The 26,550-nt window shown below is 34.9% G+C and carries 25 protein-coding genes; 1 reads left to right on the top strand and 24 read right to left on the bottom strand.

Translation table 11 applies throughout. The features are described 5' to 3' along the window. Window positions 1–98: 98 nt before the first annotated feature. From OGZ34_RS20270 to OGZ34_RS20220, 11 genes are all read right to left on the bottom strand, one after another. Complete coding sequence (locus OGZ34_RS20270) at window positions 99–680, bottom strand: LOG family protein (protein ID WP_173964960.1); 582 nt, start codon at window positions 678–680, stop codon at window positions 99–101. Then, window positions 680–1,207 (bottom strand): GNAT family N-acetyltransferase, encoded by a 528-nt coding sequence (locus tag OGZ34_RS20265; protein WP_173964961.1) that lies wholly within the window; start codon window positions 1,205–1,207, stop codon window positions 680–682. Before OGZ34_RS20265 ends, OGZ34_RS20270 begins: the two co-directional genes overlap by 1 nt. A gap of 33 nt (window positions 1,208–1,240) precedes the next feature. Then, the gene (locus tag OGZ34_RS20260) at window positions 1,241–1,771 is read right to left on the bottom strand and encodes a GNAT family N-acetyltransferase (RefSeq protein ID WP_173964962.1); all 531 of its coding nucleotides are present in this window, start codon (window positions 1,769–1,771) and stop codon (window positions 1,241–1,243) included. Window positions 1,772–1,800: 29 nt separating this feature from the next. Beyond that, window positions 1,801–2,907: an MBL fold metallo-hydrolase gene (locus OGZ34_RS20255; RefSeq protein WP_263361510.1), complete on the bottom strand. Its 1,107-nt coding sequence runs from the start codon at window positions 2,905–2,907 to the stop codon at window positions 1,801–1,803. Between the two features lie 2 nt (window positions 2,908–2,909). Continuing rightward, window positions 2,910–3,332, bottom strand: a complete 423-nt coding sequence (locus OGZ34_RS20250; RefSeq protein WP_263361509.1) for a DUF1801 domain-containing protein — start codon at window positions 3,330–3,332, stop codon at window positions 2,910–2,912. Window positions 3,333–3,334: 2 nt separating this feature from the next. Then, window positions 3,335–4,378, bottom strand: coding sequence for a serine hydrolase domain-containing protein (locus OGZ34_RS20245; RefSeq protein WP_263361508.1), 1,044 nt, complete (start codon window positions 4,376–4,378; stop codon window positions 3,335–3,337). Between the two features lie 44 nt (window positions 4,379–4,422). Further along, entirely contained in the window at window positions 4,423–4,791 is a 369-nt protein-coding gene (locus OGZ34_RS20240; protein ID WP_173964966.1) for a nuclear transport factor 2 family protein, read from the bottom strand. Window positions 4,792–4,893: 102 nt separating this feature from the next. Then, window positions 4,894–5,574: an aspartate/glutamate racemase family protein gene (locus OGZ34_RS20235; protein ID WP_263361507.1), complete on the bottom strand. Its 681-nt coding sequence runs from the start codon at window positions 5,572–5,574 to the stop codon at window positions 4,894–4,896. Between the two features lie 287 nt (window positions 5,575–5,861). Further along, complete coding sequence (locus OGZ34_RS20230; protein WP_173964968.1) at window positions 5,862–6,278, bottom strand: hypothetical protein; 417 nt, start codon at window positions 6,276–6,278, stop codon at window positions 5,862–5,864. 109 nt (window positions 6,279–6,387) lie between these two features. Continuing rightward, the gene (locus OGZ34_RS20225) at window positions 6,388–6,876 is read right to left on the bottom strand and encodes an SRPBCC family protein (protein WP_173964969.1); all 489 of its coding nucleotides are present in this window, start codon (window positions 6,874–6,876) and stop codon (window positions 6,388–6,390) included. A 139-nt stretch (window positions 6,877–7,015) separates the two neighbouring features. Further along, on the bottom strand, window positions 7,016–7,801 hold the full coding sequence (locus OGZ34_RS20220; protein ID WP_263361506.1) for a hypothetical protein: 786 nt from the start codon (window positions 7,799–7,801) through the stop codon (window positions 7,016–7,018). 404 nt (window positions 7,802–8,205) lie between these two features. Here OGZ34_RS20220 and OGZ34_RS20215 point away from each other — a divergent pair, with 404 nt between their 5' ends. Beyond that, window positions 8,206–10,713, top strand: a complete 2,508-nt coding sequence (locus tag OGZ34_RS20215; protein ID WP_263361505.1) for a M14 family zinc carboxypeptidase — start codon at window positions 8,206–8,208, stop codon at window positions 10,711–10,713. An 80-nt stretch (window positions 10,714–10,793) separates the two neighbouring features. On the opposite strand, the gene OGZ34_RS20210 is transcribed toward OGZ34_RS20215, so the two are convergent. From OGZ34_RS20210 to OGZ34_RS20155, 13 genes are all read right to left on the bottom strand, one after another. Continuing rightward, complete coding sequence (locus tag OGZ34_RS20210) at window positions 10,794–11,198, bottom strand: hypothetical protein (RefSeq protein ID WP_263361504.1); 405 nt, start codon at window positions 11,196–11,198, stop codon at window positions 10,794–10,796. Window positions 11,199–11,314: 116 nt separating this feature from the next. After that, window positions 11,315–11,944: a hypothetical protein gene (locus tag OGZ34_RS20205; protein ID WP_173964972.1), complete on the bottom strand. Its 630-nt coding sequence runs from the start codon at window positions 11,942–11,944 to the stop codon at window positions 11,315–11,317. 42 nt (window positions 11,945–11,986) lie between these two features. Then, window positions 11,987–12,418 carry a GNAT family N-acetyltransferase gene (locus OGZ34_RS20200; RefSeq protein WP_173964973.1) on the bottom strand — a complete coding sequence of 144 codons (432 nt, stop codon included), beginning with the start codon at window positions 12,416–12,418 and terminating at the stop codon, window positions 11,987–11,989. A 38-nt stretch (window positions 12,419–12,456) separates the two neighbouring features. Further along, window positions 12,457–13,359 (bottom strand): PhzF family isomerase, encoded by a 903-nt coding sequence (locus OGZ34_RS20195; protein ID WP_263361503.1) that lies wholly within the window; start codon window positions 13,357–13,359, stop codon window positions 12,457–12,459. 86 nt (window positions 13,360–13,445) lie between these two features. Next, window positions 13,446–14,099, bottom strand: coding sequence for a DUF2306 domain-containing protein (locus OGZ34_RS20190; RefSeq protein ID WP_263361502.1), 654 nt, complete (start codon window positions 14,097–14,099; stop codon window positions 13,446–13,448). A gap of 80 nt (window positions 14,100–14,179) precedes the next feature. After that, on the bottom strand, window positions 14,180–14,569 hold the full coding sequence (locus OGZ34_RS20185) for a DUF1801 domain-containing protein (RefSeq protein ID WP_263361501.1): 390 nt from the start codon (window positions 14,567–14,569) through the stop codon (window positions 14,180–14,182). Between the two features lie 87 nt (window positions 14,570–14,656). After that, a complete protein-coding gene (locus tag OGZ34_RS20180) occupies window positions 14,657–15,565 on the bottom strand; it encodes an arginase family protein (RefSeq protein WP_263361500.1) in 909 nt (302 codons plus the stop codon). Between the two features lie 135 nt (window positions 15,566–15,700). Further along, a complete protein-coding gene (locus OGZ34_RS22460; RefSeq protein WP_396192471.1) occupies window positions 15,701–15,886 on the bottom strand; it encodes a SymE family type I addiction module toxin in 186 nt (61 codons plus the stop codon). 202 nt (window positions 15,887–16,088) lie between these two features. Beyond that, window positions 16,089–16,580, bottom strand: coding sequence for a TPM domain-containing protein (locus OGZ34_RS20175; protein WP_263361499.1), 492 nt, complete (start codon window positions 16,578–16,580; stop codon window positions 16,089–16,091). Between the two features lie 149 nt (window positions 16,581–16,729). Continuing rightward, window positions 16,730–17,476 (bottom strand): DUF2314 domain-containing protein, encoded by a 747-nt coding sequence (locus tag OGZ34_RS20170; protein WP_263361498.1) that lies wholly within the window; start codon window positions 17,474–17,476, stop codon window positions 16,730–16,732. 488 nt (window positions 17,477–17,964) lie between these two features. Then, entirely contained in the window at window positions 17,965–19,353 is a 1,389-nt protein-coding gene (lpdA, locus tag OGZ34_RS20165) for a dihydrolipoyl dehydrogenase (RefSeq protein ID WP_121329580.1), read from the bottom strand. Between the two features lie 312 nt (window positions 19,354–19,665). Further along, entirely contained in the window at window positions 19,666–25,509 is a 5,844-nt protein-coding gene (locus OGZ34_RS20160) for a T9SS type A sorting domain-containing protein (protein WP_263361497.1), read from the bottom strand. 217 nt (window positions 25,510–25,726) lie between these two features. Further along, window positions 25,727–26,311 carry an NUMOD4 domain-containing protein gene (locus OGZ34_RS20155; protein WP_173964983.1) on the bottom strand — a complete coding sequence of 195 codons (585 nt, stop codon included), beginning with the start codon at window positions 26,309–26,311 and terminating at the stop codon, window positions 25,727–25,729. Between the last annotated feature and the right edge of the window lie 239 nt (window positions 26,312–26,550).

The following is a 26,550-nucleotide window of genomic DNA, read 5'->3' as shown; positions in this document are numbered from 1 at the left end:
GATTATCTGATACTTGTTCGAAAAGCACTATGATTTGTCTGAAAAGTTTTTTTTGAAATATTCTTCAGGTTCTTTTTGAGGTAAGAAAAATTAAACCGTTAGGATTGCGCTTTATCAATCCATTTTCCGGTGGTCGGCGGGACGTAATTTTTCATTTGTGTTAATAAATCCTCGATGTTATCGCTTACTAAAAGCATTTGCTGATTGACTTCTTTTAGCAAACCTTTCTCTACCATAATTTTTGTCAACTCAATGAGTGAATCGTAAAAGCCATTGATGTTCAGGATGGCGATAGGTTTTTTGTGTAAACCTAATTGTCCCCAGGTAAGCATTTCAAAAAGCTCCTCTAGGGTTCCAAATCCACCCGGTAATGCAATGACACCGTCACATAAATCATTCATTTTGGTCTTTCTCTCGTGCATACTTTCTACCACAATCAATTCGGTTAAACCTAAATGTGCAATTTCTTTCGATCTTAAAAAATTAGGTAGTACGCCTATTGCCTTTCCGCCTTCGCTTAAAACGCCATCGGCCACAGCTCCCATTAGCCCTACATTTGCTCCTCCGTAAACGAGTTCTAAGTTTTGTTTGGCTAAAGTTTTTCCGAGTAGGCTTGCCTGTTCTTTGTAAATTTCATCGGTACCAAAACTCGAACCGCAGAAAACAGTTATTCTTTTCATTATTTTTTTATTTCGTATACAAAATTATGACGGGATGGTTCATTATAATAGGCGACTTCTAGTTCTTCTACTTTTATGGCACCCAATTTTTCTATGGCTTTTTGCGAACGGTAATTTTCTGCTCCAATATGAAACTGAACTTTGTCAACTGCTTTAAAAGCATAATCCAGCATCATTTTTTTCACCTGCGTATTAAATCCGGTACCCCAGAATTTTCTTCCGTAAAAAGTATAGCCAATAAAAACAGTTTTATTTTCGGGGTCGTACTCATAAAATCGGGTACTTCCGGCAATTTCGCCTGTAGTTTTATCCACTATAAGAAAAGCGCCTTTACTTTCTATGGCACCTTCAAAGAAATTTTGAAAGACTTCTTTTTCGTAGCGGTTTTTATTTGGATGCTGTTCCCATATCAAAGGATCTGAAGCCACTTGATAAAGTTTTTCAAAATCACTTTCCTGCAGCGGAATTAATTGGGTCAAATCATCTTCTAAAATTTCAGGCTGTAGGTTTAAAAAAGCAGTATTCATTTTGAGTTGTTTTTTGAGTTACATAATAATTTCTTAGGAAAGAAGTGGTAAACGAAAGCCAAATACGGCCAATTCTCCCTGCATAAAGTCTAAATCTTCAGATCTTGTGAAGCCTAGTTTCTCGTACATTTCCCAGGCTGTTTTCATGGCTAAAGTCGAGTGAATGATAACTTGCTCTCGTTTGTCAGAAGCTGCTTTCTGAATGCATTCCTGCGTTAAAAGTTTACCGATACCTTTTCCTCTTGCAGTGGTAGCAACACCCAGTAATCGAAATCCGGCCGAGTTTTGTTCCTGAGTAGCAATTCCGCCCGAGCCATAGTATTGCATGTCGTTAAAATAAACTACTGCACCGAGGAGGGCATTGTTTTCATCAGTCGCAACTAAAAGTTCTGTTTGCGGGTAATTGGTAAAGTCACCAATATTGGCCAACATTTTATAATAGTTAGGCTGCTCATTTTCTTTTGGAAAACCGTCCAGTTGCGAATAAACGCTGATCAGTAATTTTCCAATTTCTTCAAATTCTGAAGGAAGAGCATTTCGCACGATGTAAATTGAAGAAGTCATTTTTTATTATATTAATTATAAGAACTGGTTTATTTGATACCTTTCCACCATTGTTGGAAGAGTTGTTTTTCATTTTTTAGTTCGACTAATTCTCCAATCATTGGAGTAATTAACGGAATCGGATTCCCGGATAAATCATTTAATTCGGTCACTTTTTTCAAAGGTTCATCCCAGGAATGAGGGGCCAGTGAAAATTTAGACGAATGCACCGGAAATACTCTTTTTGCGTTCAGATCTTGCATGGCTTTGATTACATCTTCGGGTAAATTATGAATGTATTTCCATGCAGGATTGTACTGACCGTTGTCAATAAGCGCAATGTCGAAAGGGCCAAATTGAGTCCCAATTTCTTTAAAGTGCGTATCATAACCACTGTCGCCGCCCAAATACATTTTAAAGTCTCTGGCCTCTAAAACAAACGAGCTCCAAAGTGTGTTGCAGCGCTTGAAACTTCTGCCTGAAAAATGTCTTGAAGGAGTAGTGTAAAGCGTTAAATTCTGATCGAGTTCTATTTTTTCAAACCAGTCTTTCTCGATGATGTTTTCATTTGCAAATCCCCAAAATTCAAAGTGAGATCCCACACCAAGGGAACAAATTACTTTTCTGGTCTTTAGTTTTAATTGCATGATGGTTTCATAATCCAGATGGTCGTAATGATCGTGTGTGATTAGTAAATAATCAATTTCGGGTAGATCCTCCACGGTGTAAATATCGGTTCCTTTAAATGCTTTTGCGGTGCCGGGAACAGGTGAGACATTACCGCTGAAAACAGGGTCGATTAAAAAACGTTTTCCTTCAAGCTGAATAAAATACGAAGAATGTCCAAACCAAACCAGCGCATCTTTTTCGGGGGACAATGCTAATAAATTGGTTTTGACTGAAGGAATGAGGTCGGATGGAATCTTTCGGTCTACTTTTTTAATGAGAAAATCATAAAGTACTTTAGAGTATCCATAACCTTCTACGAGTTCCGGTGTAAAGTTCTGATTTTCGAATTTACCATTTTTAAATTGAGGTGATTTCTGAATCAATGCTAATCTTTCTCCTGAAGGTGCTTTACCAAATTTTGGATGCTGTAGAAAAAAGTAAAGTACAATGCCTAAGACGAGAACTATAATAAGTAAGGGTGTGATCATTTTTATTGTGGTGGATAAAGTTTTTGCGTCAGTTCAAGTGATATCGTAATCATTTTTTTAACAACTTCTAGATCAACATCGCTTAGTTTTTTGATGTAAATACAAGCTTTTGCTGACTTGTGTTTTCCTAGTTTTGATAGAAGCTCTTCTCTTTTTTCGTGCGGAAGATATACATAAAGCGATATAGCAGCTTTTCTTGGTGAGAAACCGGCAAGAGGAGCATCGCCTTCGTGTCCGCTGTCATACTTGTAGTGATAGCTGCCAAATCCAATGATGCTTGGTCCCCACATTTTAGCTTCAAAACCACTTATATTCTGCATGATTTTAATGAGTTCAAAAGCATCATTTCTTTTAACTTCGTCATCAATCGCATTTATAAAATCAACGACACTGCTTTCGGTTGCTGTAGTTTTATTTTTTGCCATTTTTATGGATTTAATAAATTACTGTTTAAGACTGTATTTTTGATTTTGAATTCAGATGCATAAAACAAATCAGGCTCTGTATTCATTTGATTTTCTAAGATAATCAAACTCACATCACTTTGAGGGAAATACAAATTTACAGAAGAAAAACCATCTCCCAGGCCCGTGTGACCAATATATTTCACAGCCTCCTTTTCGATAATCCGAATTCCGTAACCATAACCTTCTTTTTCTTTTCCGAAGAAATTATGCTGCGAAGTAATCTTTGAAGTGATCATTAATTGATAGGTTTCGGGTTTTAGAATTTTTCCTTTATGAAGGTTTTCGTTCCAGGTTGCCAGATCGTTTACAGTTGAGATGATCCCGTCAGCACCTAGGGTTTCAGGTGTGATTTTGGAGTTTTTCATCCGTTCAAAAACACCGTTTTTATTGGTGTACCCTGATACTATATTCTGATTTTTGGTAGTATCATAGACAAAAGTGTTTTTCATGTTTAGTTTTTTGAAAAGCAAATTCGCGTTTTCTGAATAGCTTTTTTTAGTGGTATTTATTACAATTTTGCCAAGCAGACTAAAACTGAGATCTCCATACTTGAAATCGGTTCCGGGATGAAAAGCCAAAGGCTTTTGTAAATTCGTAATTCCGTGACTGTGGTTTAAAAGTTGTTGAACCGTTATGGAGTCGGCCCAGGATTGGGTTAAATCCGGCAGGTATTTTTTGATAGTGGCATTTAGGTTTATTTTCCCTTTTTCAACTTCCAGTAAAATTAAAACAGCAGTGATTTGTTTACCGTTTGACATAATCTCAAATGGACTGTCAATTTTTAAAGGCTTCTTGTTTTCAAAATTACTGAAACCCTGTGCTTTCGAATATATTGTTTTTCCTTTTTTTGAAATCAGAATTACACCATTAAAAACGGGGGAAGCATTTTTAAGAATATTATCAATTTTAAGTGATAAATTGTCTTGCTTCTGTGCAATCAAATTACAGTTTAGGAATAGAATTAGAAAGCAGAGTAGTGCTGATTTTTTTTGAATAGTGGTCATTAACGTTTTTAAGTGGTTTTGTGTTGTGTTTTCTGTTTTATTGATTAGAACATTCCATTTTCATTAACCAGTTCAGTTGGAATGGATTGTCCTAAATCCCAAAGCTCTACAATTTTGTCAGATTCAAACCGAAGGATGTGTATCACTACAAAACCGATATCAGTAGGTGTTTGTTTTAAATGTGAATGCACAGCAACCAGATTCTCATCTTCGAGTATATGATGAATGGTAAAAGTTTTATTAGGGTTTTTTCGGGTTGATTCTTCCATGGCAAGCATCAAAGTATCGGCATCTCCTTTAAAATAGGCATTGTGGTGTTTAAAGTTTTCGCCGACATAAAGACGAAAAGCTTCATGCGAATGTCCGTTTGCGGCGAGTTTTAAAAAGTCGCGGGCGATTTCTTTCTTAGTCATGGTTTTAAGATTTAAAAGCTAACTAAGTTATGAAAATAACTTCCTGAAATAAAAACAATTATCAAATTATTAATGTAAGTGATTGTAGAAAATGTTTTGATTTTAAGACAGTATAAAATCTACAATGGCTTCAGAATGTATTTTTGTGGTATCAAAAACCGGAACAGAAAAATCAGACTGATTAAGTAGCAACGGAATTTCGGTACAACCAAGAATAACGCCTTCAGCGCCTCGTGAAATAAGTTCGTTTGCTATATTGATATAGTTCTGTTTGGAGTCGGGATTAATAATACCTCTTCCAAGTTCTTCTTTGAGAACAAACTGTATGTAATCTCGAGTTTCCTGTTTCTCGGGAATGAGTACGTTCAATCCAAAACTTTTTAGACGGTCTTTATAAAAATCCATTTCCATTGAAAATGAAGTCCCTAAAAGTCCAATTGTTGTGAGTTTTTCTTTTGTTATGACTCTTGCAGTTTCCGTTCCAATATGAATTAGCGGCAATGCAATTTCTTTTTCAATTTCACTGGCATACATATGTGCGGTGTTTGCACACAATACAATAGCATCAACACCACTCTTTTTCAAACTTGAGCAGGCATTTAACAGGAGTTCGTATGAATGAGCCCAGGTTTTTTCCTGAACATCACCAAAATTCAACGAATAAATTAAGCACTCGGCAAATTGGAGTCCGCCTAGTTTTTTATTAACGCCTTCGTTAATTAATTTGTAATAATCTATGGTGGAAACCCAGCTGATTCCGCCTACAAGGCCTATTTTTTTCATTGTTTTGAGGGGCATTTATAAAGCATAACTTTATGATTTTGGAAGAAAAAACAAGTCTTCCTAATTAGTGAAATTGTCGGTTAAGCTGTTGTGCTTAATTGTTTTAACACATAGAAACATAGATACTGTGCGCATAAAAAGGCGTTTCACTTTATTTTAGTACACATAGTTTTCCTATGCGAAAGAAATATATTTCTCTTTGTTTTCTTTTTTTACACCTAAAAATCTAGGTTTCTATGTGTTAAAATGTTTTTGTGTTAGCTTTATTGGCTAATAAAAAACAGATTTTAAGATTTTTCTTTCACCACCAATTTCGTAGCCAGATAAGCTGCCGGTATATAGGCAAATAATAGGTCTGTGATATTAAACCAAACCGGAGAAGGCAAAGAGCATACATTTACAATTCCTCCCAGTAAAAAGAAAGCGCCAATGACCAGAGCAAGTTTTGTTTTATGACTAATGGCAATTAATGCAGTTGTTCCGGCTCCCGCAAATGTTCCGATGGCATGCGCCAGAAACGGAAACAGAAAATGTTTTGGCTCAAATAAGTGCATCGTAGCTTTTAGTCCTTCGATAGTGGTAACATCTGCGCCATTGGGAGCAGGAATGATAGAACCACTCATCAAAATGATCGCCATATTGACAATACTTCCAACAAAAAGACCAATTATAACGGCTAATGTATTTCTTAAAATAGGATTCATAGTCATAGTTTTAGTACTACGAATTTAGGAAAATTATAGCTGGTATCGCAATTAAATAATGCGCTGGTTTTCTATTGTTATCGTTAAAAAAGGAGTGAGAAAGATTAGGCTATGGTTTTTCAGATAGTTTTTTCTCATTTTCGGTCTGAGGCTTTCCGGTTGCGTTAGGTTCTCCTTTTCCGGTTGTAATCAGCTTAAATAAGCTGTTTTCAATATAATTAGTCCAGGCACCTCTGCAAATTTCAAAACATTCATATTCCGGTACGAGACCAACATGCGTAAAACGAAGTTCTGTTTTTCCGTCCTTTTCTGAGATCTCAAAAGTAGGATAGGTTCCTGTCCATTCGGTTTCGTCTTCCGTAAATTTGAAATAGTTTTGCTCCACCAGCCAGACTATTCTCTGATTCGGAATTACTTCTATTAGTTTTACTTTACAACGGTGAATATCTTCGTAATGATAGTCAAATTCATCGTTTAATTGAGCTGTATTTCCTTCGATTTCTTCAGACCACCAGCCACGAACATTTGTCACAGCCTTAAAAACTTCTTGCGGTGACTGATCTACTAGTATAGTTGTGGTAAAATTTGTTGCACTCATTTTGTTTGGTTTTAAAAAGATGTAACACAAATTTACGGTTTAAAAATCAATGTGTCAGGGCTGTTAAGAGACAAAAATGAGGGGTGAATCGGACAAGATAGTTTGATAATTAGATAATTAGTTAATTAGATTGTTGGATTTACTCAATTCTCCTGACTACATTATCAAGGTCATTTACCACAAGTTTTAGAATGATCTTATGATGTGGGAAATATTTTTGCATATCGTTTCTTAATACTACAAAAGGCCCAAAGGCTGACGCGTCATCTTTAACTGATTCGTTGCAGGAAATTGATATTTCGTAGTTGTTATTGATTTTTTCTAAATAGACATACTTGGTTATGGCATTATCAAAAAAGGTAGTTTTCTGAAGAGCTTCAGCAATCTTATCTACTTCGTTTTCATTGATATTACTTTGATAGGCAATTTCATGATTCATTACACCGTATTTTTTCGTTGACTCTGTGAGACCTCCGTTTGCTGTTTCGGTTAAAAAGGCAATACTGAATATTCCGCCAAGAAGAACCGAAATGCCAATAATCGAAATTAAAATGGTTCTCGGCCAGGCAAAATGTTCACCGCCATTTTCAAGGTGTTTACTAATTTGTTTTTCCTGATATTGTTTGGTGAAATAAGTTGCGATTCCCATATAAATTAAAGGGAAAACGATATTTGGAATCTTAGCACTGATGTGTTCCGGAATTAAGAATATCAGGGCAAAGATAAAGATAGTTGTAAGTAGGGTTATAATCCAGGTTTTTTTGGCTTTCGCTGATTCACCAAAAACTTTAAAATTCTCTGCTAAAAAATAACCGGCAACCAAAGGCCCTCCCAAGAAAGTGCCAACACGAATTGCCTTGTCTGTATAGATTTTTTCTGTTGGTATTTCTTCAAAAATCGATTTTTCAATTACTGCTTCTTCCATAATATAGTATTGAGTTTTTTTATTTTAATAGTTTGTTCCAAAAGGTCTAAAATACAAATTAATGTCTGATGGAAGGTAATCGTTTCCTACTTTTACGTATCTGGAAAAACAGGAAATTATTTTTTTAAAACATAAACTTAAGTGAAATCTGTAAAAGTGTTATTTAACATATAAGACATGGATTGTTTTGTACGGAAGAAAAAGGTGTAAAAGAAGCAAACTTCTCTCATATAATACTATGTGGTTTATTACAAGTCTGACGCTTTTTTTTGTTTTAAAATTATGTAACTAAGTGTTTAGAATAATTTTCAGCAACGATTTAAAATGATAATATTCCTGATGATTTTAGAAAAGGGATTGAGTTAATTGTTATTTTTAACCAACTATCCAAATTTTAATCACTTATGAAGAAAGTATTCTTTGTAACAGTTCTGCTGTTAACCATTTCTTTTGCTGCTTTGGCGCAATTAAAAACACCTTCAGAATTTATTCCGAATTACGGAAAACAAATTAGTTATTACCATCAGGTAGAAGATTATTTTAATTATCTGACTGAACAATCCCAATCGATCAAAAAACAGAAGTACGGAACAACCAACGAACAGCGTGATCTGAATGTTTATTATATTTCGACACCCGAAAATTTGGCCAATCTGGAACAAATCCGAAACAACAATTTGGCGGCAATTGGATTATCGGATAAAAAAAATAGCGGAGCCGAAGAAAAAATTATTGTCTGGCTGAGTTTTAATGTTCACGGAAATGAATTTGCCGGAACCGAAAGTGCCTTAACCGTGGCATACGAACTATTGAACCCGTCAAACGAAGCTACAAAACAATGGCTCAAAAATACCATTGTTATTCTGGATCCTTGCATTAATCCCGATGGCTATTCAAGATATGGAAACTGGTTAAGAGAGATTTCAGGTAAGAAGACACATCCGGGTTTGTACGACAGAGAACATATGGAAGTCTGGCCGGGTGGAAGATACAACCACTATCTTTTTGATTTGAACCGTGATTGGGCCTGGCAAACACAAGCTGAATCGCAACAGCGTATTAAACTGTACAACCAATGGATGCCACAGGTACACACCGATGTGCATGAAATGAGTTACAATTCACCTTACTTTTTTCCTCCTGCAGCAGAACCTCTACATGAATTTATTGAGCAATATCAAAAGGATTTTTATACTGTTTTGGGTAAAAATATTTCACAGAAATTTGACAAGCAAAACTGGATGTACAATACCAGGGAGCGATTTGATTTGTTTTACCCGAGTTACGGAGATACTTATCCAACGTATAATGGAGCAGTTGGTCTAACGCTGGAACAGGGCGGAATAGGCGCGGGGCGCGAAGTAACAATGGAAAATGGTGCAAATGTTACTATAAAAGACCGATTAACGCATCATGCAACTGCGGTCTTGACAGTGGTAGAAAGTGCCGCTTCACAAAAAGACGTATTGCTCAAAGGGTTTAGAGATTTTCACATCAATGCCCGCAAAAAAGCCAAAGGGGTTTACAATACTTATGTGTTAAAAAGCAATCCTAAACTGGAGCAATTGACGGAATTACTTCAAAAAAATGATATTGAATTTAGTTACGCAGATGCTTCCGGGAGTGCTTCCGGATTTCATTATCAGACGAAGAAGAATGAAAGCTTTAAAATCGAGCCCAACGATTTAATTATTAAGGCTGATCAGCCAAGATCGGTTTTAACGCAGGTGTTGTTTGAACCGAACCAAAAATTAAATGATAGTTTGTCGTATGATATTACGGCCTGGGCTTTGCCTTTGGCGTATGGTATTGAAGGTTATGCGGTTAAAAATAGTCTTCCAATCAAAACAAAGAGTAAAGTGGAGTCTGCAGAAAAAAATATCCCGGAATCCGTTTACGCCTTTTATGTTCCGTGGAATAACAGAACATCGGCACAGGTTGTTTCTTTGCTGCATCAGGCGGGAATTAAAGTTCGTTCGGCCATGAAAAAAGCAGTTTTTGGAACCGTTACGGTCGAACCGGGAGGATTAATTATCAGTAGAGCCGATAATCCAAAAATTACTGATTTTGAAAAGACTGTGAGCAATATTATTAAAGTTAAAACCGATTTTAGTTTTATAAGTACAGGATTTTCGACTAATTCTAAAGATATCGGCGGGGAGAATTTTACGCTACTTAAAGCGCCAAAAATACTAATGTTGTCCGGAAAGGGAGTAGTTTCAACAGAGTTTGGCGCAACTTGGTTTTATCTTGATGAAACGGTAGCATATCCGGTAAGTATAGTAGAAACGGCTAATTTGAATCGGGTTAAATTGTACAACTACAATACTTTAATTTTGTCAGACGGTAGTTATGAATTGGCTGAAGATCAAAAAAAACAAATTGATGAGTGGGTAAAAAATGGCGGAAAAGTTATTGCTATGGCCAACGCAATTTCGCTATTTCAGGACCGTGACGGTTATGCTTTGAGTTTATTTGCAAGTAAAGAAGACAAAGAGAAATCGGAAAAGGAAGAAAAAGAGATCGAACTTAAAAAGCGTTTTCTGGATTTTGAAGGTTCGGAACGCAGAGAAATTTCGGGTTCGATTCCCGGAGCAATAATCGAAAATAAGCTTGACAAAACTTATCCAATGGCCTTCGGGTTAGGAAATACTTATTTCAGTCTTAAAAGTAACGAAAGATCATTCTCTTTATTGAAAAAAGCAATAAATGTCGCTTATATCCCAAAAGGTTATTTAAGTTACGGATTTGTGGGTAACGACATCAGGAAAAAACTGGACGAGACCGTAAGTTTTGCCGTAGACAAAAGGGGTGATGGATCGGTAATTTATATGATGGATAATCCGCTTTTCCGAGGCTTCTGGGAAAATGGAATTTTATTATTCAGCAATGCACTTTTTTTAGTTCAGTAGAGCGAATTTTAATTTATAAATTCCGCTTTTCAATTTTTTTGAAGAGCGGAATTTTTTTTGGAAGATTAGCGTTTGTACTATTACTGTACGCGGATATAACCTGATCCGTAGCAGTCGTAACATTCTTCGTATAGATATAGTTTATGGCCCTCAAATACGAATGACATAGCAACAAATTTTTTTGAAGGCTCATTACTCACGATCATTGGTTTTTCTCCGCCAAAAATTGATTTTTCAGTTTTTATGGTAAATGCGGACTCAGTATCTAATTTTCCGTTAATATATTTTTTAAAAGTAGATCCTGAAAATTCAAGATAAATTACTTTGTTTGTTGATTCTGGCGTTTCGTATGTTCCTGCTATCCCACCGCTGGAACCAATCCAACTCCATTTACCCTCTAATGTTTTTTGTGGAGTAACTTCGGAATCAGCGCTGCTACAAGAGCTAAAGATCACTATTACAAGTATTAGAAAGTATTTTTTCATGTTGATTGGTTTAAAATTTACATTGGTTTAGTTAATAGATGTAAATTTTATTAAATGGTTGCGTTACTGTTTTGTGTTTTGTTAAAATTTCGTTTGAAAGTATTGAAAAATCTACTTTAATTTGTTAAAACAGCAGGTGTAGGATCATTTTCTTTGATTCGTATCTTGCACTTTTTTTCAATATCATAAATGTTTTCAATCCCTGCGAGATAAATTATATCCGGAACAAATTCATCCGGTTGATTTTTTCTACTGTGTATTTTACCGGTTCTTAATTCATATTCTAAATTGCCAAAGTTGTTTTTTGTGTTGATTTTCACATTACCGGTAAACTGTTCCCAATTAGTAATAGTAGTCTCACCGTTTTGATATTGAATCATTCGTGTTTCAGTGCCTACAATGTAACCTCCTTTTTTTATCAACAGATAAATTCCGTAAATATTTACCCATAACGCTGCTAATACGAAGAAACTTATAATAAGGCCCGGTAATATCAATTCGCTATAATCTGCAAGGCTTGCGGTTACCGGATTCCCGTTTACTTCAAAATGAACTTCTTCATCTTTTAATAATGGACCAAAAAAGGCATAAACAAAAAGGCTTACAAAAGCTGCCATGCCTAAGCCCAAAGCGATAGTGCCAAATGCTTTTTTGAGAGGGTATTTTCTTTTTGCTTTAACTAAAAAATCGACTTTTTCATTTTCAATTATTTTTTTAAGGTCTATTGGTAATTCGGTGTTATTCATTTTTTTTTGATAGGTTTTAATTTGGTATTGGCACTTTAGTTATTAATTTATATTTTCATTCAATTCAAACAAAATATAGCCTCCATGTTCTGATTGGCCTCTTTCGGTAGCAAAAAAGCCTTTTTTGAGATAGAAAGCCACGGCTTTGGAGTTGTTTTCTAAACATTTTAAAGTGATGGGCAGTTTTGTTTTTTTGATTGCCGCCTTCAATAATTCGGTTCCTATGCCTTTACTCTGATATTGTTCGTCGACATACAAATGGTGAATAAAGTAATCCTTCATCCAAATCGAAATAAATCCGACAGGAATTTCATTATGCCTTGCTACTAAAATCAGTTCTCCTTTAGTATCCCGATCAAAATCCTTTAATTGAAATTCAGAAGGATCAAACCACGAAAAAGTACGCTGTCTTTCGTTTAAGAATAAAGTTCTTAAAGCTTCATAGTCGTTTTTTCGAAGCGCTGTTATTTCCATTTTAATTTTTTGAGCAGATTAAGAAGTTGAAAGGAGTACTAAATTTCTATTTCGGTTTTAAAAACAACAACAGCATCACCCTTTATCTGGATTAATTTTGGACTCTTATCTTCAATTGCAACTTTAACCTGTATTTCTCCAAGACGATCTATTTTTTCACCTTGTCTTCCGTTAAACTGAAATTCATTACCAGTAAAAGCAACAAGTTTGTTTTGAATTAAATAACCGCCTAAAGGTCCGTTTGCGTTTCCAGTGACAGGATCTTCATTTATGCCAATTCCCGGAGCAAACATTCGGCCATAGGTCAGAACATCTTTATCATCAGAATCAAATGTAAAGACAAAATAACCGTTGCAGTTAATCTCTTCGCTTAAGTTTGCCAGAGCAGTATAATTTGGAGTTAAAGTATTTAGTTTAGTCCTGCTTTTAATTCCAATCATTACTTTAGAATGACCTGTTGAAGCAATTTGAATCAGACATTTTTCATCTACTTCTCCTTTTTCCACTCCTAAAGCCGTTAACATTTTTTGCGTGATGGTTTCATTAAAGGGTTCACTAAGTTCAAAACTTCCTTGTGTCATTACAATCTGGTAATCGTCATTTTTTCGGATGATTTCAAATGGGAGAATACCAACTTTGGTTTTGTATCTTAAAATACAGGAATCTAATTTCTCTTCGATTGCTTTCGCATACATGGCCGCAATTGTGGCGTGCCCACAGATGGGAACTTCAGTATTTGGTGTAAAGTAGCGTATAATTCCATCGCAGTCAGGACCATCAGGGGAGAAAAGAAATGCGGTTTCAGAGTTATTTAGTTCCCTGGCAATGTGCTGCATTTCATAATCACTCATTCCATCTGCATTTATCACAACTCCTGCTGGGTTTCCTTTGAATTTTTCTTTTGTAAAGGAATCAATTTGATATATTATTCGTTTTTTCATTTTAGTTTAAGGAGTAAATCGTCTTTGTTCTATCATCTTTGTTCTATCATCTTTGTTCTATCATCTTTGCTCTTTCTTCAATAATTCTATTCTATTCTTACTGCTGTTTGTTTTTTATCGACTCTTCTCATCCAGTAAACAATAAAAAATGCTCCTATTGTTCCGGGGATAAACCAACCATAAAAACTGGGGAAAAATTCATTTACAACAACAAAAGCTGTTGTGGCAGAGATATAACCGCCAAGCATTTTTCCTAAATGCAATTTTAGCCACACACTTTTAAGCCTGGTTTTATTTTTAAACAGTATTAAATCTCTGCTTGAAAAAATCAGTCCAACAAGACCAAAAGCAGTTAAAACAATATTGATGGTCTGATGCACTATCGGATTGTAAAGGATCATTATAAGTCCTGTAATCATCATAATTCCTGAAATGATTTTATCATTTTTCAGGTTGACATCACTCTTTTTAAAGCGCAAAGCCCTGTAGCCTGTTAGTACAAAATAGGAACTGAAGATTCCGATTGAAAATAAAAACGGACTTTGATGTTGGGGCAGGACCGAAATGATCAAAGCACTTATGGCCGATAAAAGCATGGTGTAATAAAAGAGTTTTCCGAGTTTTTTGTGCGTTTTTTTTCCTTTTTGGGAGAGTAACGAGATGAATCCCGAAACAAGCGCAATAGCGCCAAACAGGGCATGAAAGTAAATTAGTATTTGTATTATTTTTTGGCTCTCCATCTCATTCGGCTAGTTTTAGTTTGGTTTCAGATATAAAAGGAAAATTCCAATATCTTTTTTGTCTTCGGCTCATCGCTAGTTTATTTTAACTGCTCTAAAACGCCCTTTCGTTTGACAATGTTTTTATAGTCCCACTGAATTTCTCGTGCTTTTTTAAGCCAGCGTTTTAAGTCGGATGGGTTAATTTGGTCGACTGAGGTATAGCGAAATTCTGCTGCTTTAAAAGAACCTTCGTTGATAAGCTCTTTTTCTTCAAAAGACTGGCCGCTCCAGAACAATAGTCGAACGTTGTTCTTTAGCTTGCTGTAACCTACAATAGGGTTTCCGTCTAAAAACCAGACCGGATGCGCGTGCCAGATTTTATTCTCGGCCTCCGGCAGATTTTCGTCGATTAGTACCGCCAGTTGGTGGCAGATTTCCTGATCGGAATTGCTTTGTAAATTATTGTAATCCTGTATCGCTGTATTCATGATGCAATTGTTTTGGCTGTGTTTTTTGCTTCAATGGTAGTAGCTAAAATACGGTTTTTAGTTTGACAAAATCAGGACAAAAAGTTTTTATACCTCCAGATTGATATGCGTTTTAAAAGTAGTGGTAAATTGCTGTACAAACTCTTTAGTGTATTGTCCGCTAACGTCGAGATCAGGGTCTAAAATGGTAATTTCAAGTCCGGTTAATTGATTGCTTTGAAAAAGAAGGGAAGTTAGCTCGTTGAACTCTTCATAAGTAAGTCCGTCCGGTGTTCGACTGTCTACGCAGGGCATTACAGTATCGTTTAGAACATCCAGATCAATATGCAACCAAAAACCATCCAAATTCTTATTTTTTACTTCCGAAAGAAAAGACTGTACACTCTTTAAAATACCTTGTTTTCGTAAGTTTGCAAGACTAATATAAGTCGCAGAAGAATTGCGGATTTCATTTTCATACGAATCATCATATTCGCGGTTGCCCACACACCAGAGATTTTCTTCGTTGATATAAGGACGCAGATTTAGAATGTTGGTTAGTTTTTCAGTTCCGTTTCCGGTAACTATTGAGGCAGCCATTCCGCCAACACCGCCGGTTTCGGATAACGAAATATCCATAAAATCGGTATGTCCATCCAGATAAAACAGTCCGTAATTTCCCTTTTGCTTTAAAGCCATAGCTGCTCCCAAAAGAATACTACAGTCTCCACCAAGGATAAATGGAAATTTGTTTTGAGAAAGTAAGTTGTTTATTAAATAGGCCTGTTCTCTGGCATAATCCACCAGTGAATTGCTGTTGAGAAGCTGATTTTCAGGATCACGGCTATTTGAATATTTTGGAGGATCAAGCCTTATGATGTTTTTAGGAAGAATGATTTTATGTAAATTATGTTTCCATAACCAATCTGGCAGTTTTTTTACGCCTGGTTCTTTTCCGGGTTGAGGTTCTTTTAAACCCAAATTCGATGGAAATTCAACAATGCATATTTCTTTCATAACCTTTTTATTTAGTGATAAAGTTATGAAAAATAATCGCGTGTAAAAGTTTGAAACCCCCAAGTTTGTACCATCTTTTTTTGGAGGAAAATATTGCTTTGAAATGTATCTGATTAGAGAGTTTTATTCGCAAAATCATCCCTTGTGAACAGTAATTATCAATTTGTTTTTCCTTTGTTCTACATTTACCATCAGTCCTGCCATGAAGCCAAGACGACCAAGCCATTTACCTTCAAGTATTATTTGTGGAATCGTTATGGTTTTTCTGTAAGCCCGTGCTTGATGCTTTCTATGAATTTTCAGTTGTCTTAAATTTTTCATTTTGCTTGTACCTGTATGTTTTTTTAATGAGTATCCTTTAGAATACAAATGTCTTTTGATTTATGGAGAATGTTGTCATATTATAAATTGACAATCCATAATTTTATAGAAACGAGTGCAAAAAAAAAATCCAACCTATTTTCACAAGTCGGATTTACTATTTTTTTCTGATGAAAGCAGTAATCAATAAAGAGCACTTTTTTTATTCCAGTTTTTTAATAAGCTGAATAGAACCTTCCTGTAAGGCTTTATAATAATCACCTTTTTTCAATTCTGGTAATACATAAGCTGATACGATGTCTTTAATTTCCTGATCGCTCATTTTTGGACGCAGTTTGTTAACGCCCTGAATTTGAATTTGTCTCAATTGCTTGCTTAAGACGATTAAAATAGAGGAGTCTATTTTTAGTTTAGAAACCAGATACTGTTCAAGGTCTGAAGAATAATCGGTAAGATTGGTGTATGGTGCTATTGAAGAGAGGGTTACAATAGTAATTTTAGTTTTAGTTTTAGTTTCACCGGCTTTCAAAAAGTCGCTCAGATTTTTGGTTTGGCTTGAAGTAAGGATTTTTTCGAAATCATTTACATAATTAGTAGATTTTGCAAAAACATCAGGCGTTTCGGTTTTGGTTTGCGCAATAACCATTGCAGGTAAAAGAAGAACGAATGTTACTACGAGCACTATTTTTTTCATGGCAGATTTGTTTTGGGTGCCGCAAAATTAGTGCTTTATTATTAAAAAAAGGTCTCTTAATGGTTACTATAAATTAATATTTATTTTCATAGAAATTTCAAAAAAAAAGTCCGATTTGCTGAGACAAATCGGACTTTAGATACTAAAAACTACAACAAAGGAATTAAATGTTCCCAGTTCAGTTGTTTTGCAAAGTCAAGGGCGGTCTTGCCATTGTTGGTTTTAACTTTTGTGTCTGCTCCTGATTCCAGTAAAACTTCAACAGAGGTTTTATTTCCTGCAATGGTCTCGCGATGTAAAAAAGTATAACCAAGTTCATCTGTCGCGCTAAGTTCTTCGGGATTATTTTTAACAAAATCAATAAGACTTTCTTTCATGTTTTTGCTCATTGGGTGTTCTATGAGGTTTTCTGGTTTTTCTTTTTGATCTGAAACAACCAGAATATCGTTGTAATCTCCAAATTCTAAGCCCCAGGCTTCGTCATGATCTTCTCTTTCCTCTTCACTCATTTCTGAACGCATGGCCTGTATCGTAAAGGCTCCGTAGGTTTTTCCCTGACTGGCAAATAGCCAATCGCTTATTTGATTTACGGGTATTTGTACTTCGTCGCCGTTATTGACATTGGTTAATTCGTCCGGTTGATTTACTAAAATACCATAAATGGTATCGCCGTCAAAATTAATATCGTTAATCCACATGTGTTCGACTACAGTTTCACCATCAATTTCCTGAGTAAAGGCCAGTTTTACGCAAGCAACGTCAAGTCCCGGAACAATTCGGCGGTATTCCCACGATAATTCTCTCCAGAAATATTTAAAGGTTTCTTGTGCTTTTTTATAGGCTTCGATCATTTTTGGATTTTCTCCGTCGGCAAAGAATATAGGTGTGTTTTCCATTGGGTATTATTTTAATTAAGGCTGTAAATGTATTTTAACTCCAAGATAAAATATTTCTGATAAATGGTTTAAAATTTAACAAAAAAAAAATCGACCTGTTGTTGTGAATTGAACTTTTGACACAAAGCAATGTTGTTTAATTGTGCTTTTACTTTTTTGCTTTTTCATCAGTAATAATAAGTCTGTTTTTGCATTACAATTTCATCTTTATTAGAACCAAGTTTTTTAAGCCATTTGCTATGATAAAAAGGCAATCCGAATATCAAAAATACCTACACGTTTTTGAAAACCTTGCAGGAAAACTTGTTTATACTGAAAACAATTTAGCGTGAAGGATGGAAGTGGCATCCTTTTATGGCGGGGTTCGCCATAAAAGATACAGCGGACAGCCTGACCCGGAGGGACACGTCATAAAAAAATCCGACTTGCTTTCACAAATCGGATTCTTTTAAATTGAAAATTATATGTAACCGTAAAACGGTATGTTTTTACAAGTGAATTACTTCGCCGTAAGCATCAGCAACAGCTTCCATAACAGCCTCGCTCATTGTTGGGTGAGGGTGGATAGATTTTAGGATTTCATGACCTGTAGTTTCAAGTTTACGAGCTACAACTGCTTCAGCAATCATATCGGTAACACCTGCACCAATCATGTGGCATCCTAACCATTCTCCGTATTTAGCATCGAAAATTACTTTTACGAATCCGTCTGGAGTTCCGGCAGCTTTAGCTTTTCCTGAAGCTGAGAATGGGAATTTACCAATTTTTAATTCGTATCCTTTTTCTTTAGCTTGTTTTTCAGTTAAACCTACAGAAGCGATTTCAGGAGTCGCGTAAGTACAACCAGGAACGTTTCCGTAATCGATTGGATCTACGTGTAAACCAGCAATTTTTTCTACACAGTTAATTCCTTCAGCCGAAGCTACGTGAGCCAAAGCTTGTCCTGGAGTAACGTCTCCAATTGCATAATATCCAGGAATATTAGTTGCGTTGTAAGCGTTTACTAAGATTTTATCTCTGTCAACAGCGATTCCAACTTCTTCTAAACCGATGTTTTCAATGTTAGTTTTAATTCCAACTGCCGAAAGTACGATGTCAGCTTCAAGAACTTCTTCACCTTTTGCAGTTTTAACAAATGCTTTAACTCCTGCACCAGTTGTGTCAATACGCTCAACAGATGAGTTAGTCATGATTTTAATTCCGGCTTTTTTCAAAGAACGCTCAAATTGTTTTGAGATATCTTCGTCTTCTACAGGAACAACATTTGGCATAAATTCTACAATAGTAACTTCTGTTCCCATTGAGTTGTAGAAATGAGCAAATTCTACTCCAATTGCTCCAGAACCTACGATAATCATAGATTTTGGTTGTGTTGGTAACGTCATTGCCTGGCGGTAACCAATTACTTTTACTCCATCCTGAGGTAAGTTTGGTAACTCACGAGAGCGAGCTCCAGTCGCGATGATGATATGATCAGCGCTATATTCAGTAACTTTATTGTCTTTGTCTGTAACGTCAAGTTTTTTTCCTGGTTTTAGTTTTCCAAAACCTTCAATAACGTCAATTTTGTTTTTTTTCATCAGGAATTGAACTCCTTTGCTCATTCCTTCAGCAACACCACGGCTACGTTGTACTACTGCCGGGAAATCTTTGTCGAACTCAGAAACTTTCAATCCGTAGTCAGAAGCATGTTTTAGATAATCAAAAACCTGAGCTGATTTTAATAATGCTTTTGTTGGGATACATCCCCAGTTCAAACACACACCACCTAAGTTTTCCTTTTCAACTACAGCTACTTTAAAGCCTAATTGCGAAGCTCTAATAGCTGTTACATATCCACCGGGACCACTTCCTAAAACAATAACGTCGTATTTCATTTTTTTGGTTTTTAGTATTTACTATCGAAAATGAAGTTTAATTCCGAAACTCATTTATCGATTCATTCTTTTGTTATTTGTGCTTGCGAATTTAAGGAATTATTTTAAAAAATACTTTAAAATTTCTTTCCACCCTTGCCGAATTTGATCTTTTCACACAGATATTGAGAAAAGTTATAGAAAAGAATAAAGTTTAATTGGTATTTTACTTTTTTTTAATAACAAAGTAGAGAAAGATGGATCATTAATTTGTAACAAAAAAAAACACATTTTATTTTTTAAAATGTGTTTTTTAGTGAAATAAGAGAATACTTATTTAACAATGATTTTTTTAACGGTTTGTGCTTCAGGGTTTTCGATAAAGATGTAGTAAATTCCTTGGGCTATTCCTTTTAAATCAATGTAATTTTCCTGAGTATCTCCTTTTAAGGATACTACTTTTACAAGTTTACCCAAACTGTCATAGATCGTTGCTTTTGTCAATGAAACGTTTGTAATGTATAACTCGCCCTCAGATGGATTTGGATAAATACTGATGTTGTTAAAAATCTGCTCATTTGTTTCTAAAGTACGGCAAGTTGTCGAATATTTTGCGATTTCATCTTTTGCATCTGCCCAGGTAGCAGTTGAGAAAGAAGGATTGTCGACTTTTATACAAGTTAATTGAGCATTGTTTTTTAAATTTAAGCTGACTAAAATACCGTTGTTTCCACTTTGCAAATTCAAATCGGTTAGAAGGTTATTAGAACAGTTTACTTCTATTAGATTAATGTTTTTTGATAAATCAAGACTTGACAGCTGATTGTTCGAACAGTTAAAATTTGTTAGCAAAGTATTGTTCGATACATCTAAAGTTGTTAGCCTGCTAGAGGTTGAAGTCGATTTTTTGAGAATAATTTGTATTCCATTACAATAAAATTCTTTTAATAATTTATTTTTAGAAACATTAACACTAGTCAGCGGATTGTTTGAGACGTCCAGATAGTTTAACTGAGTGTTATTTGACATGTCAACTGTAGTAATTAAATTTCCTTTACAGATAAATTTCTCTAAAGCAGTGAAGTTTTCAATTCCTTTTAAATCTGAGATGTTTGAATTTGAAATGTCTAAAACTTTAATATTAGCAATACTGGAGGTGGCAACTTTTCCATTTTTTCCGTCAGTATCAATACCAGCAGCAATTAGAAAATCTTCAAAATTAGAATCTGTTATCAAGGTACTATTGTTGCAATCTTCGCTAAATTTTACCTTTGGATCTTTTCTTGTTGACCATTTCTGATCTGAATAATAAGCATCATCAACCTGAATACAAGTTAAATCAGGGTTGTTTCTAAAATCTATTCTATATAAAATAAAATTAGGATCAGAGCTTGGAAATGGATCAAGCATATAATTATTACCATTTTTTAGGTTTAGACTTACCAGTTTGTTGGATTCACATTCAAGCGACCTTAAATCTTTGTTATTAGAAACATCCAGGTTAGTGAGCAGGTTGTTAGCACAATCGAATGTGCAAAGCTTAGTATTTGCAGAGACATCTAAGGTGGTTAATTTATTCTTGTCACAGTATAAAAATTGCAAATCTATATTTTTTGAAACATTAAGATTGGTGATTAAATTCGTACCACAATCAAAAGAGCTTAATAGAGTATTGTTTGAAATGTCTATACTTGCTATCTTATTTTGGTAGACTAACAATCTTGTCAATGCAGTATTTTTGGAAACGTCTATTGATGTTAATTGATTTGTATTGCATATTAGCGATTTCAAAGCAGTATTATTTGAAACATCTAACGAAGAGTACAGGTTGTTTCCAGCCCACAGTTCAGTTAATTTTGTATTCGAACGGATGTTTAAGTCTGAAATTTGATTTGAGGTGCAATCTAAAGACTCTAACAGGATATTTTGCGATACATCTAAACTTGAAATCTGGTTGTATCCAAGAGTTAGTTTAGTTAAGGCTTTATTATTTGTAACATCTAAGCTTGTTAACTTATTGGACCCACATTGTAGAGAGGTTAAGTTTGTATTTGAGCTTACATCTAAAGTGCTCAGTTTATTGTAATAACAATTTAAATCAATTAAAGCCGTATTTTTTGATACATCTAATGTTGTTATAAGATAATTATTGCTACAGTCCAATGTAGTTAAATGGATATTTTTTGTAACATCCAGAGCTTTTAAAGTATAATTTGCTTGACATTTTAATGATGTCAAAGAGGTAAAGTCTTCTAGACCGGTCAAATCTGTTATATTGCTTAGGGAGACATCTAAAGACGTTACGGTTTTAACATTAGAGGTTAATACTCTTCCGTCTGGAGTTCCTGAATCAATTCCCAGCTGAATCAGTTTCTTTTCGAAATTGCTGTCAGGAATAAGCGTGTATAGAACAGTCTGACATTCATTGGAGTAATTGGCAGAAGCATCTTTAGCAGCAGACCAGTTTGCAGTAGAATTTGCGGCATTATCAACCTGAATACAAGTTAAATAGGGGTTTTCTTTAAAGTCTATGCTTTGCGCTGCAATCAATTGGTTTTTGCCGTTTTTTAGATTTAAGCTTGTTAAAGTCGAATTGTTACAAAATAATCCAACCATTACCGGATTCGATGAAATATCCAGTGCCGTAAGTTTTGTATAATGAGCGCTTAGGTAACGTAAAGTTGGAATTTTGGAAATATCAAGCTGTGTAATGTGATTATTGCTGATGTTAAGATTATCCAGTTTTGTGTTTTTAGAAACATTAATTGCGGTCAATTTATTAACGTTACAACTTAAAGAAATTAGCAATGGATTATTGGTAACATCCAGATTTGTAATTTTGTTGAATGAGACATCGAGAACAGTCAGTTTTGTGTTTTTAGAAACATCAATCGTGGTCAATTTTCCATTTCCGCCTGTATCCATGTGCCCAAAATTCCCATGACAAATTAACCATTGTAGTGCTGTGAAATCTTGTATTCCGGTTAGATCGGTAATGGTTGCATTGGTTCCTAGATCTAATTTTGTCACCGAAGAAACGTTTGAAGTAGGTACTTTTCCGTCCGGAACTCCTGAATCAATTCCAAGAGAAATAAGAGCATTCTCGAAATTGCTGTCAGGAGTAAGGGTGTATGGACCAGTCTGACATTCATTTGAGTAATTGGCAGAAGCATCTTTAGCAGCAGACCAGTTTGCGTTAGAATTTACGGCATTATCAACCTGAATACAAGTTAAATTAGGATTTGCCTTAAAGTTTATGCTTTGCGCTGCAATCAATTGGTTTTTGCCATTTTTTAGATTTAAACTTGTTAAAGTCGAATTGTTACAAAATAGCCCAACCATTACCGGATTAGAGGAAATATCCAGTGAGGTAAGTTTTGTGTAATCAGCGCTTAGGTAACGTAAAGTTGGAATTTTTGAAATATCAAGCTTTGTAATATAATTATTGTTGATATCAAGATTATCCAGTTTTATATTTTGAGAAACGTCAATTTTTGTTAGTTTATTTACGCTGCATTTTAGTGAAATCAGTAAGGGATTCTTGGACACATCTAAAGCTGTAATTTTATTGTATGAGATATCAAGAGCAATTAGTTTTGTGTTTTTAGTAACGTCAATAGTAGTCAGTTTTCCATTTCCGCCTGTGTCCATGTGCCCAAAATTTCCATGACAAATTAATCGTTGAAGCGCTGTAAAATCTTGAATTCCGGTTAGATCAGTAATGGTTGCATTGGTTCCTAAATCTAATTTTGTCACCGAAGAAACGTTTGAAGTCAGTACTTTTCCGTCCGGAACACCTGAATCAATTCCTAAGGAAATAAGAGCACTTTCGAAATTACTGTCAGGAATAAGGGTGTATGGACCTGTCTGGCATTGGTTCGAGTAATTGGCAGAAGCATCTTTGGCAGCAGACCAGTTTGCAGTAGAAAATGTTGCATCATCAACCTGTATACAAGTTAAATTTGGATTTCCCGTAAAGGTTATACTCTGCGGTACAATTAATTGGTTTTTACCATTTCTTAGATTTAAACTTGTCAAATCCGAACTTCTACAAAATAATCCAACCAGTGCCGGATTAGAGGAAAGATCTAATGTGGTAAGTTTAGTAGATTCGGCAGTCAGGAAACGTAAAGTTGGAATTTTTGAGACATCAAGCGCTGTAATTTGATTACTGCCTACATCAAGATCATCCAGTTTTGTGTTTTGAGAAACATCAATTGCTGTTAATTTATTTACACTACATCTTAAGGAACGCAGTAATGGGTTATGCGTTACATCTAAATTGGTAAGTTGATTAAAAGAGCATTCAAGAATCGTTAGATTTGTATTCTTGGATACATCAAGTGTTTTTAGTTTTCCGTTTCCGCCATCACCTGCGCGACCAGTATTTCCTTGGCAAACTAGCCACTCAAGTGCTTTGAAATCTTGTATTCCGGTCAGATCTGTAATGGTTGTATTAGTTCCTAAATCTAATTTCGTGACAGAAGAAACTTTTGAAGTCAGAATTTTTCCATCCGGAACTCCTGCATCGATTCCTAAAGTTATAAGTGCATTTTCGAAATTGCTGTCGGGAAGCAATGTAAATGAATCATTTAGACATTCGGTTGAATAATTTGTAGCGGCATCTTTGGCAGCAGACCACTTTGCAGTAGCATTTACGGCATTGTCGACCTGAATGCATTTTAAATTTGGGTTTCCCTTGAAGTTTATGTCTTGTGCTGAAATTAATTGGTTATTTCCATTTTTTAAATTTAAACTTCTTAAATCCGAAGTGTTACAAAATAATCCAACCATATTCGGATTAGATGAAATATCCAGATAGGTAAGTTTTGTGTCATCGGCACTTAGGTAGCGTAAAGTTGGGATTTTTGAAAGATCAAGTTGTATAATTTGATTACTGCTTATGTCAATATTATTCAGTTTTACATTTTTGGAAACGTCAATTTTTGTTAGTTTATTGACGTTGCAATTTAACGAAACCAGTAAAGGATTATTGGTGACATCTAAATTTATAAGCTGGTTATAGGAGCAATCAAGAGTTGTCAGGTTTACGTTTTTAGAAATATCAATAATTTTTAATTTTCCGTTCCCACCGTTGATTACCTCACCTGTATTTCCATGACAAATTAGAGTTTGAAGTGCTGTAAAGTCCTGTATCCCGGTTAAATCTTCAATAGTTGTATTAACTCCTAAATCTAATGTTGTTACTGAAGAAATGTTTGAAGTTAGTGCTTTTCTGTCAGGGGTTCCCGAATCAATTCCTAAAGCAATAAGAGTGTTTTCAAAATTACTATCAGGTATGAAAGTATAAAGAGGACAGTCGACAGAGTAACTTGCTGTAAGATCTTTTACATCTTGCCAGTTTGTATTAGAAAATAAAGTGTTGTCGACTTGTATGCATGCTAATTGAGGGTTGCGTAGAAAATTTAAATTATTAGTATTTAAGAGTTGATTATTGCCATTCTTTAGGTTTAGATTTATAAGCTCATTTGAACTCAAATTAACGTTTCGGAGTTTGTTTTGTCTAGTAACATCTAAAGAAGTTATTCGATTGTTTTCGCAATATAAATCGACTAAGAGTGTGTTTTTAGAAAGATCAAGACTTTTGAGTCTATTATTGCTGCAAACAAGATTAACAAGAACGTTATTGTTGGTAAGGTTTAAAGTATTTAGTAAGTTATCTGAACAATAAAGCCCCTGAAGATTAAAATTTTTAGTAATATTTAAAGACGGCAGCTTGTTTTTAGAACAATATAATTGAGTTAAATATTCGTTTTGAGATATATCCAAATAATTTATTAAATTGGATTGACAGTCCAAATTTCTCAAAAGGGGATTTTGTTTAAAATCTAAACTTTGTATTTTATTGGAATGACAAATCAAAGTAGAAAGTTTACGACTTAGAGAAAGGTCTAATCCGGTCAATTCGTTGTAGGAACAATTCAAAATCTCAAGATTAATAAAAGCATGAATTCCTTTAAGACTTTTTATGGAACTGGAACTCACATCTAAAGAGGTAACAGATGAAATGTTTGAAGTTAGTACTTTTCCATCGAGAACGGTATCTAATCCAAGAGAGATTAGTTTTTGTTCGAAATTTTGGTCAGGGATTAAAGTGTTTTGTGCAAAAGCAGATAAACTAAGTAAGCACAGTAAGATAAGTAGTTTTTTCTTCATAAAATTATCTTTGAATTTGGTATGCAAGTTTACAATTAATAAAAGTATTAATCCTATTATTCTGCCTTTTTTGATTCTGATTTTTAATGTCTTGGTATGAAATTGTTTTAAGTGCTTAAAAATGAGTAGTTTGTTTGTTGGCGGTGGTGCAAAAAAAAAGGAGCTCTTTTTAAGGAGCCCCAGATAATGATAGTTATAGAATGAATTTTTGTATGTATCAGACCTTTATATGTCCCCAGTTTTCACCGCTGGCAATACGTCGTATCTGCATTTCGCTTACGCCAAATTGTTTGGCAATCATTTTCAGACGTGTTTTTTGTTCCGGGCGCGCGAGGATTTTTTTGATTAACATTACTTTGGTGGTTGTTAATTTTCTTCCGTCGGCTTTTAAATTGTGTTCGATCAGGTTTTTCTTGGCCTGGATCACATGCGGGCTTTTGCGGCTGTGTGCCATCATTTCGGCTTTTGTCGCCCAGCATAGATTTTTGACATCGTCATTACTTCGATTATAATCCAAATGAAGCACGTAAGTTTGTTCTTCTGATTCTTTTGGGATGAAATAATGAGCAACTAGTTTGTAGAGAAAAAGATATTTGTTGACAATTTTGTCGTCTTTTTTAACCTTAAATCTAAAAGTAGGATAACCATCACTTAGACCGCCTTTGAGAATGCGTCCGTTTTGAATTTCATCTGAAAAACTAATCAGTCGGCCTTTGTTTGAAATGGCATATCTAAGTTGTAATGAGGCGTTTATTTCTATTTCTTTGAATTCTTCGTTAGGATAAAATCTGTTTTGTGGCATTTTCTTTTGCATTTGAATTTTGTCTCTCAAAGATAAATAATTCAAAAAAAAGGAATGCTATCCTAAGGCCTGTGAACCAGTAGATTTATGATTCTTATAACGCTAATTTAACTTTTTTAAGAACTTTTTTAGCATTTCGAAATCTAATTAGCCACAGCAAATTGAGAGCTGTATAGATTTTTGTAATAACCGTCGGTTTTAAGGAGTAGTTCCTGATGCGTTTCCTGTTCTGTGATAAG

It is taken from the genome of Flavobacterium collinsii (assembly GCF_946903285.1).
Lineage (GTDB): Bacteria > Bacteroidota > Bacteroidia > Flavobacteriales > Flavobacteriaceae > Flavobacterium > Flavobacterium collinsii.
The sequence above is the reverse complement of the archived record's forward strand: the minus strand, read 5'-3'. Positions and strand labels throughout refer to the sequence as shown.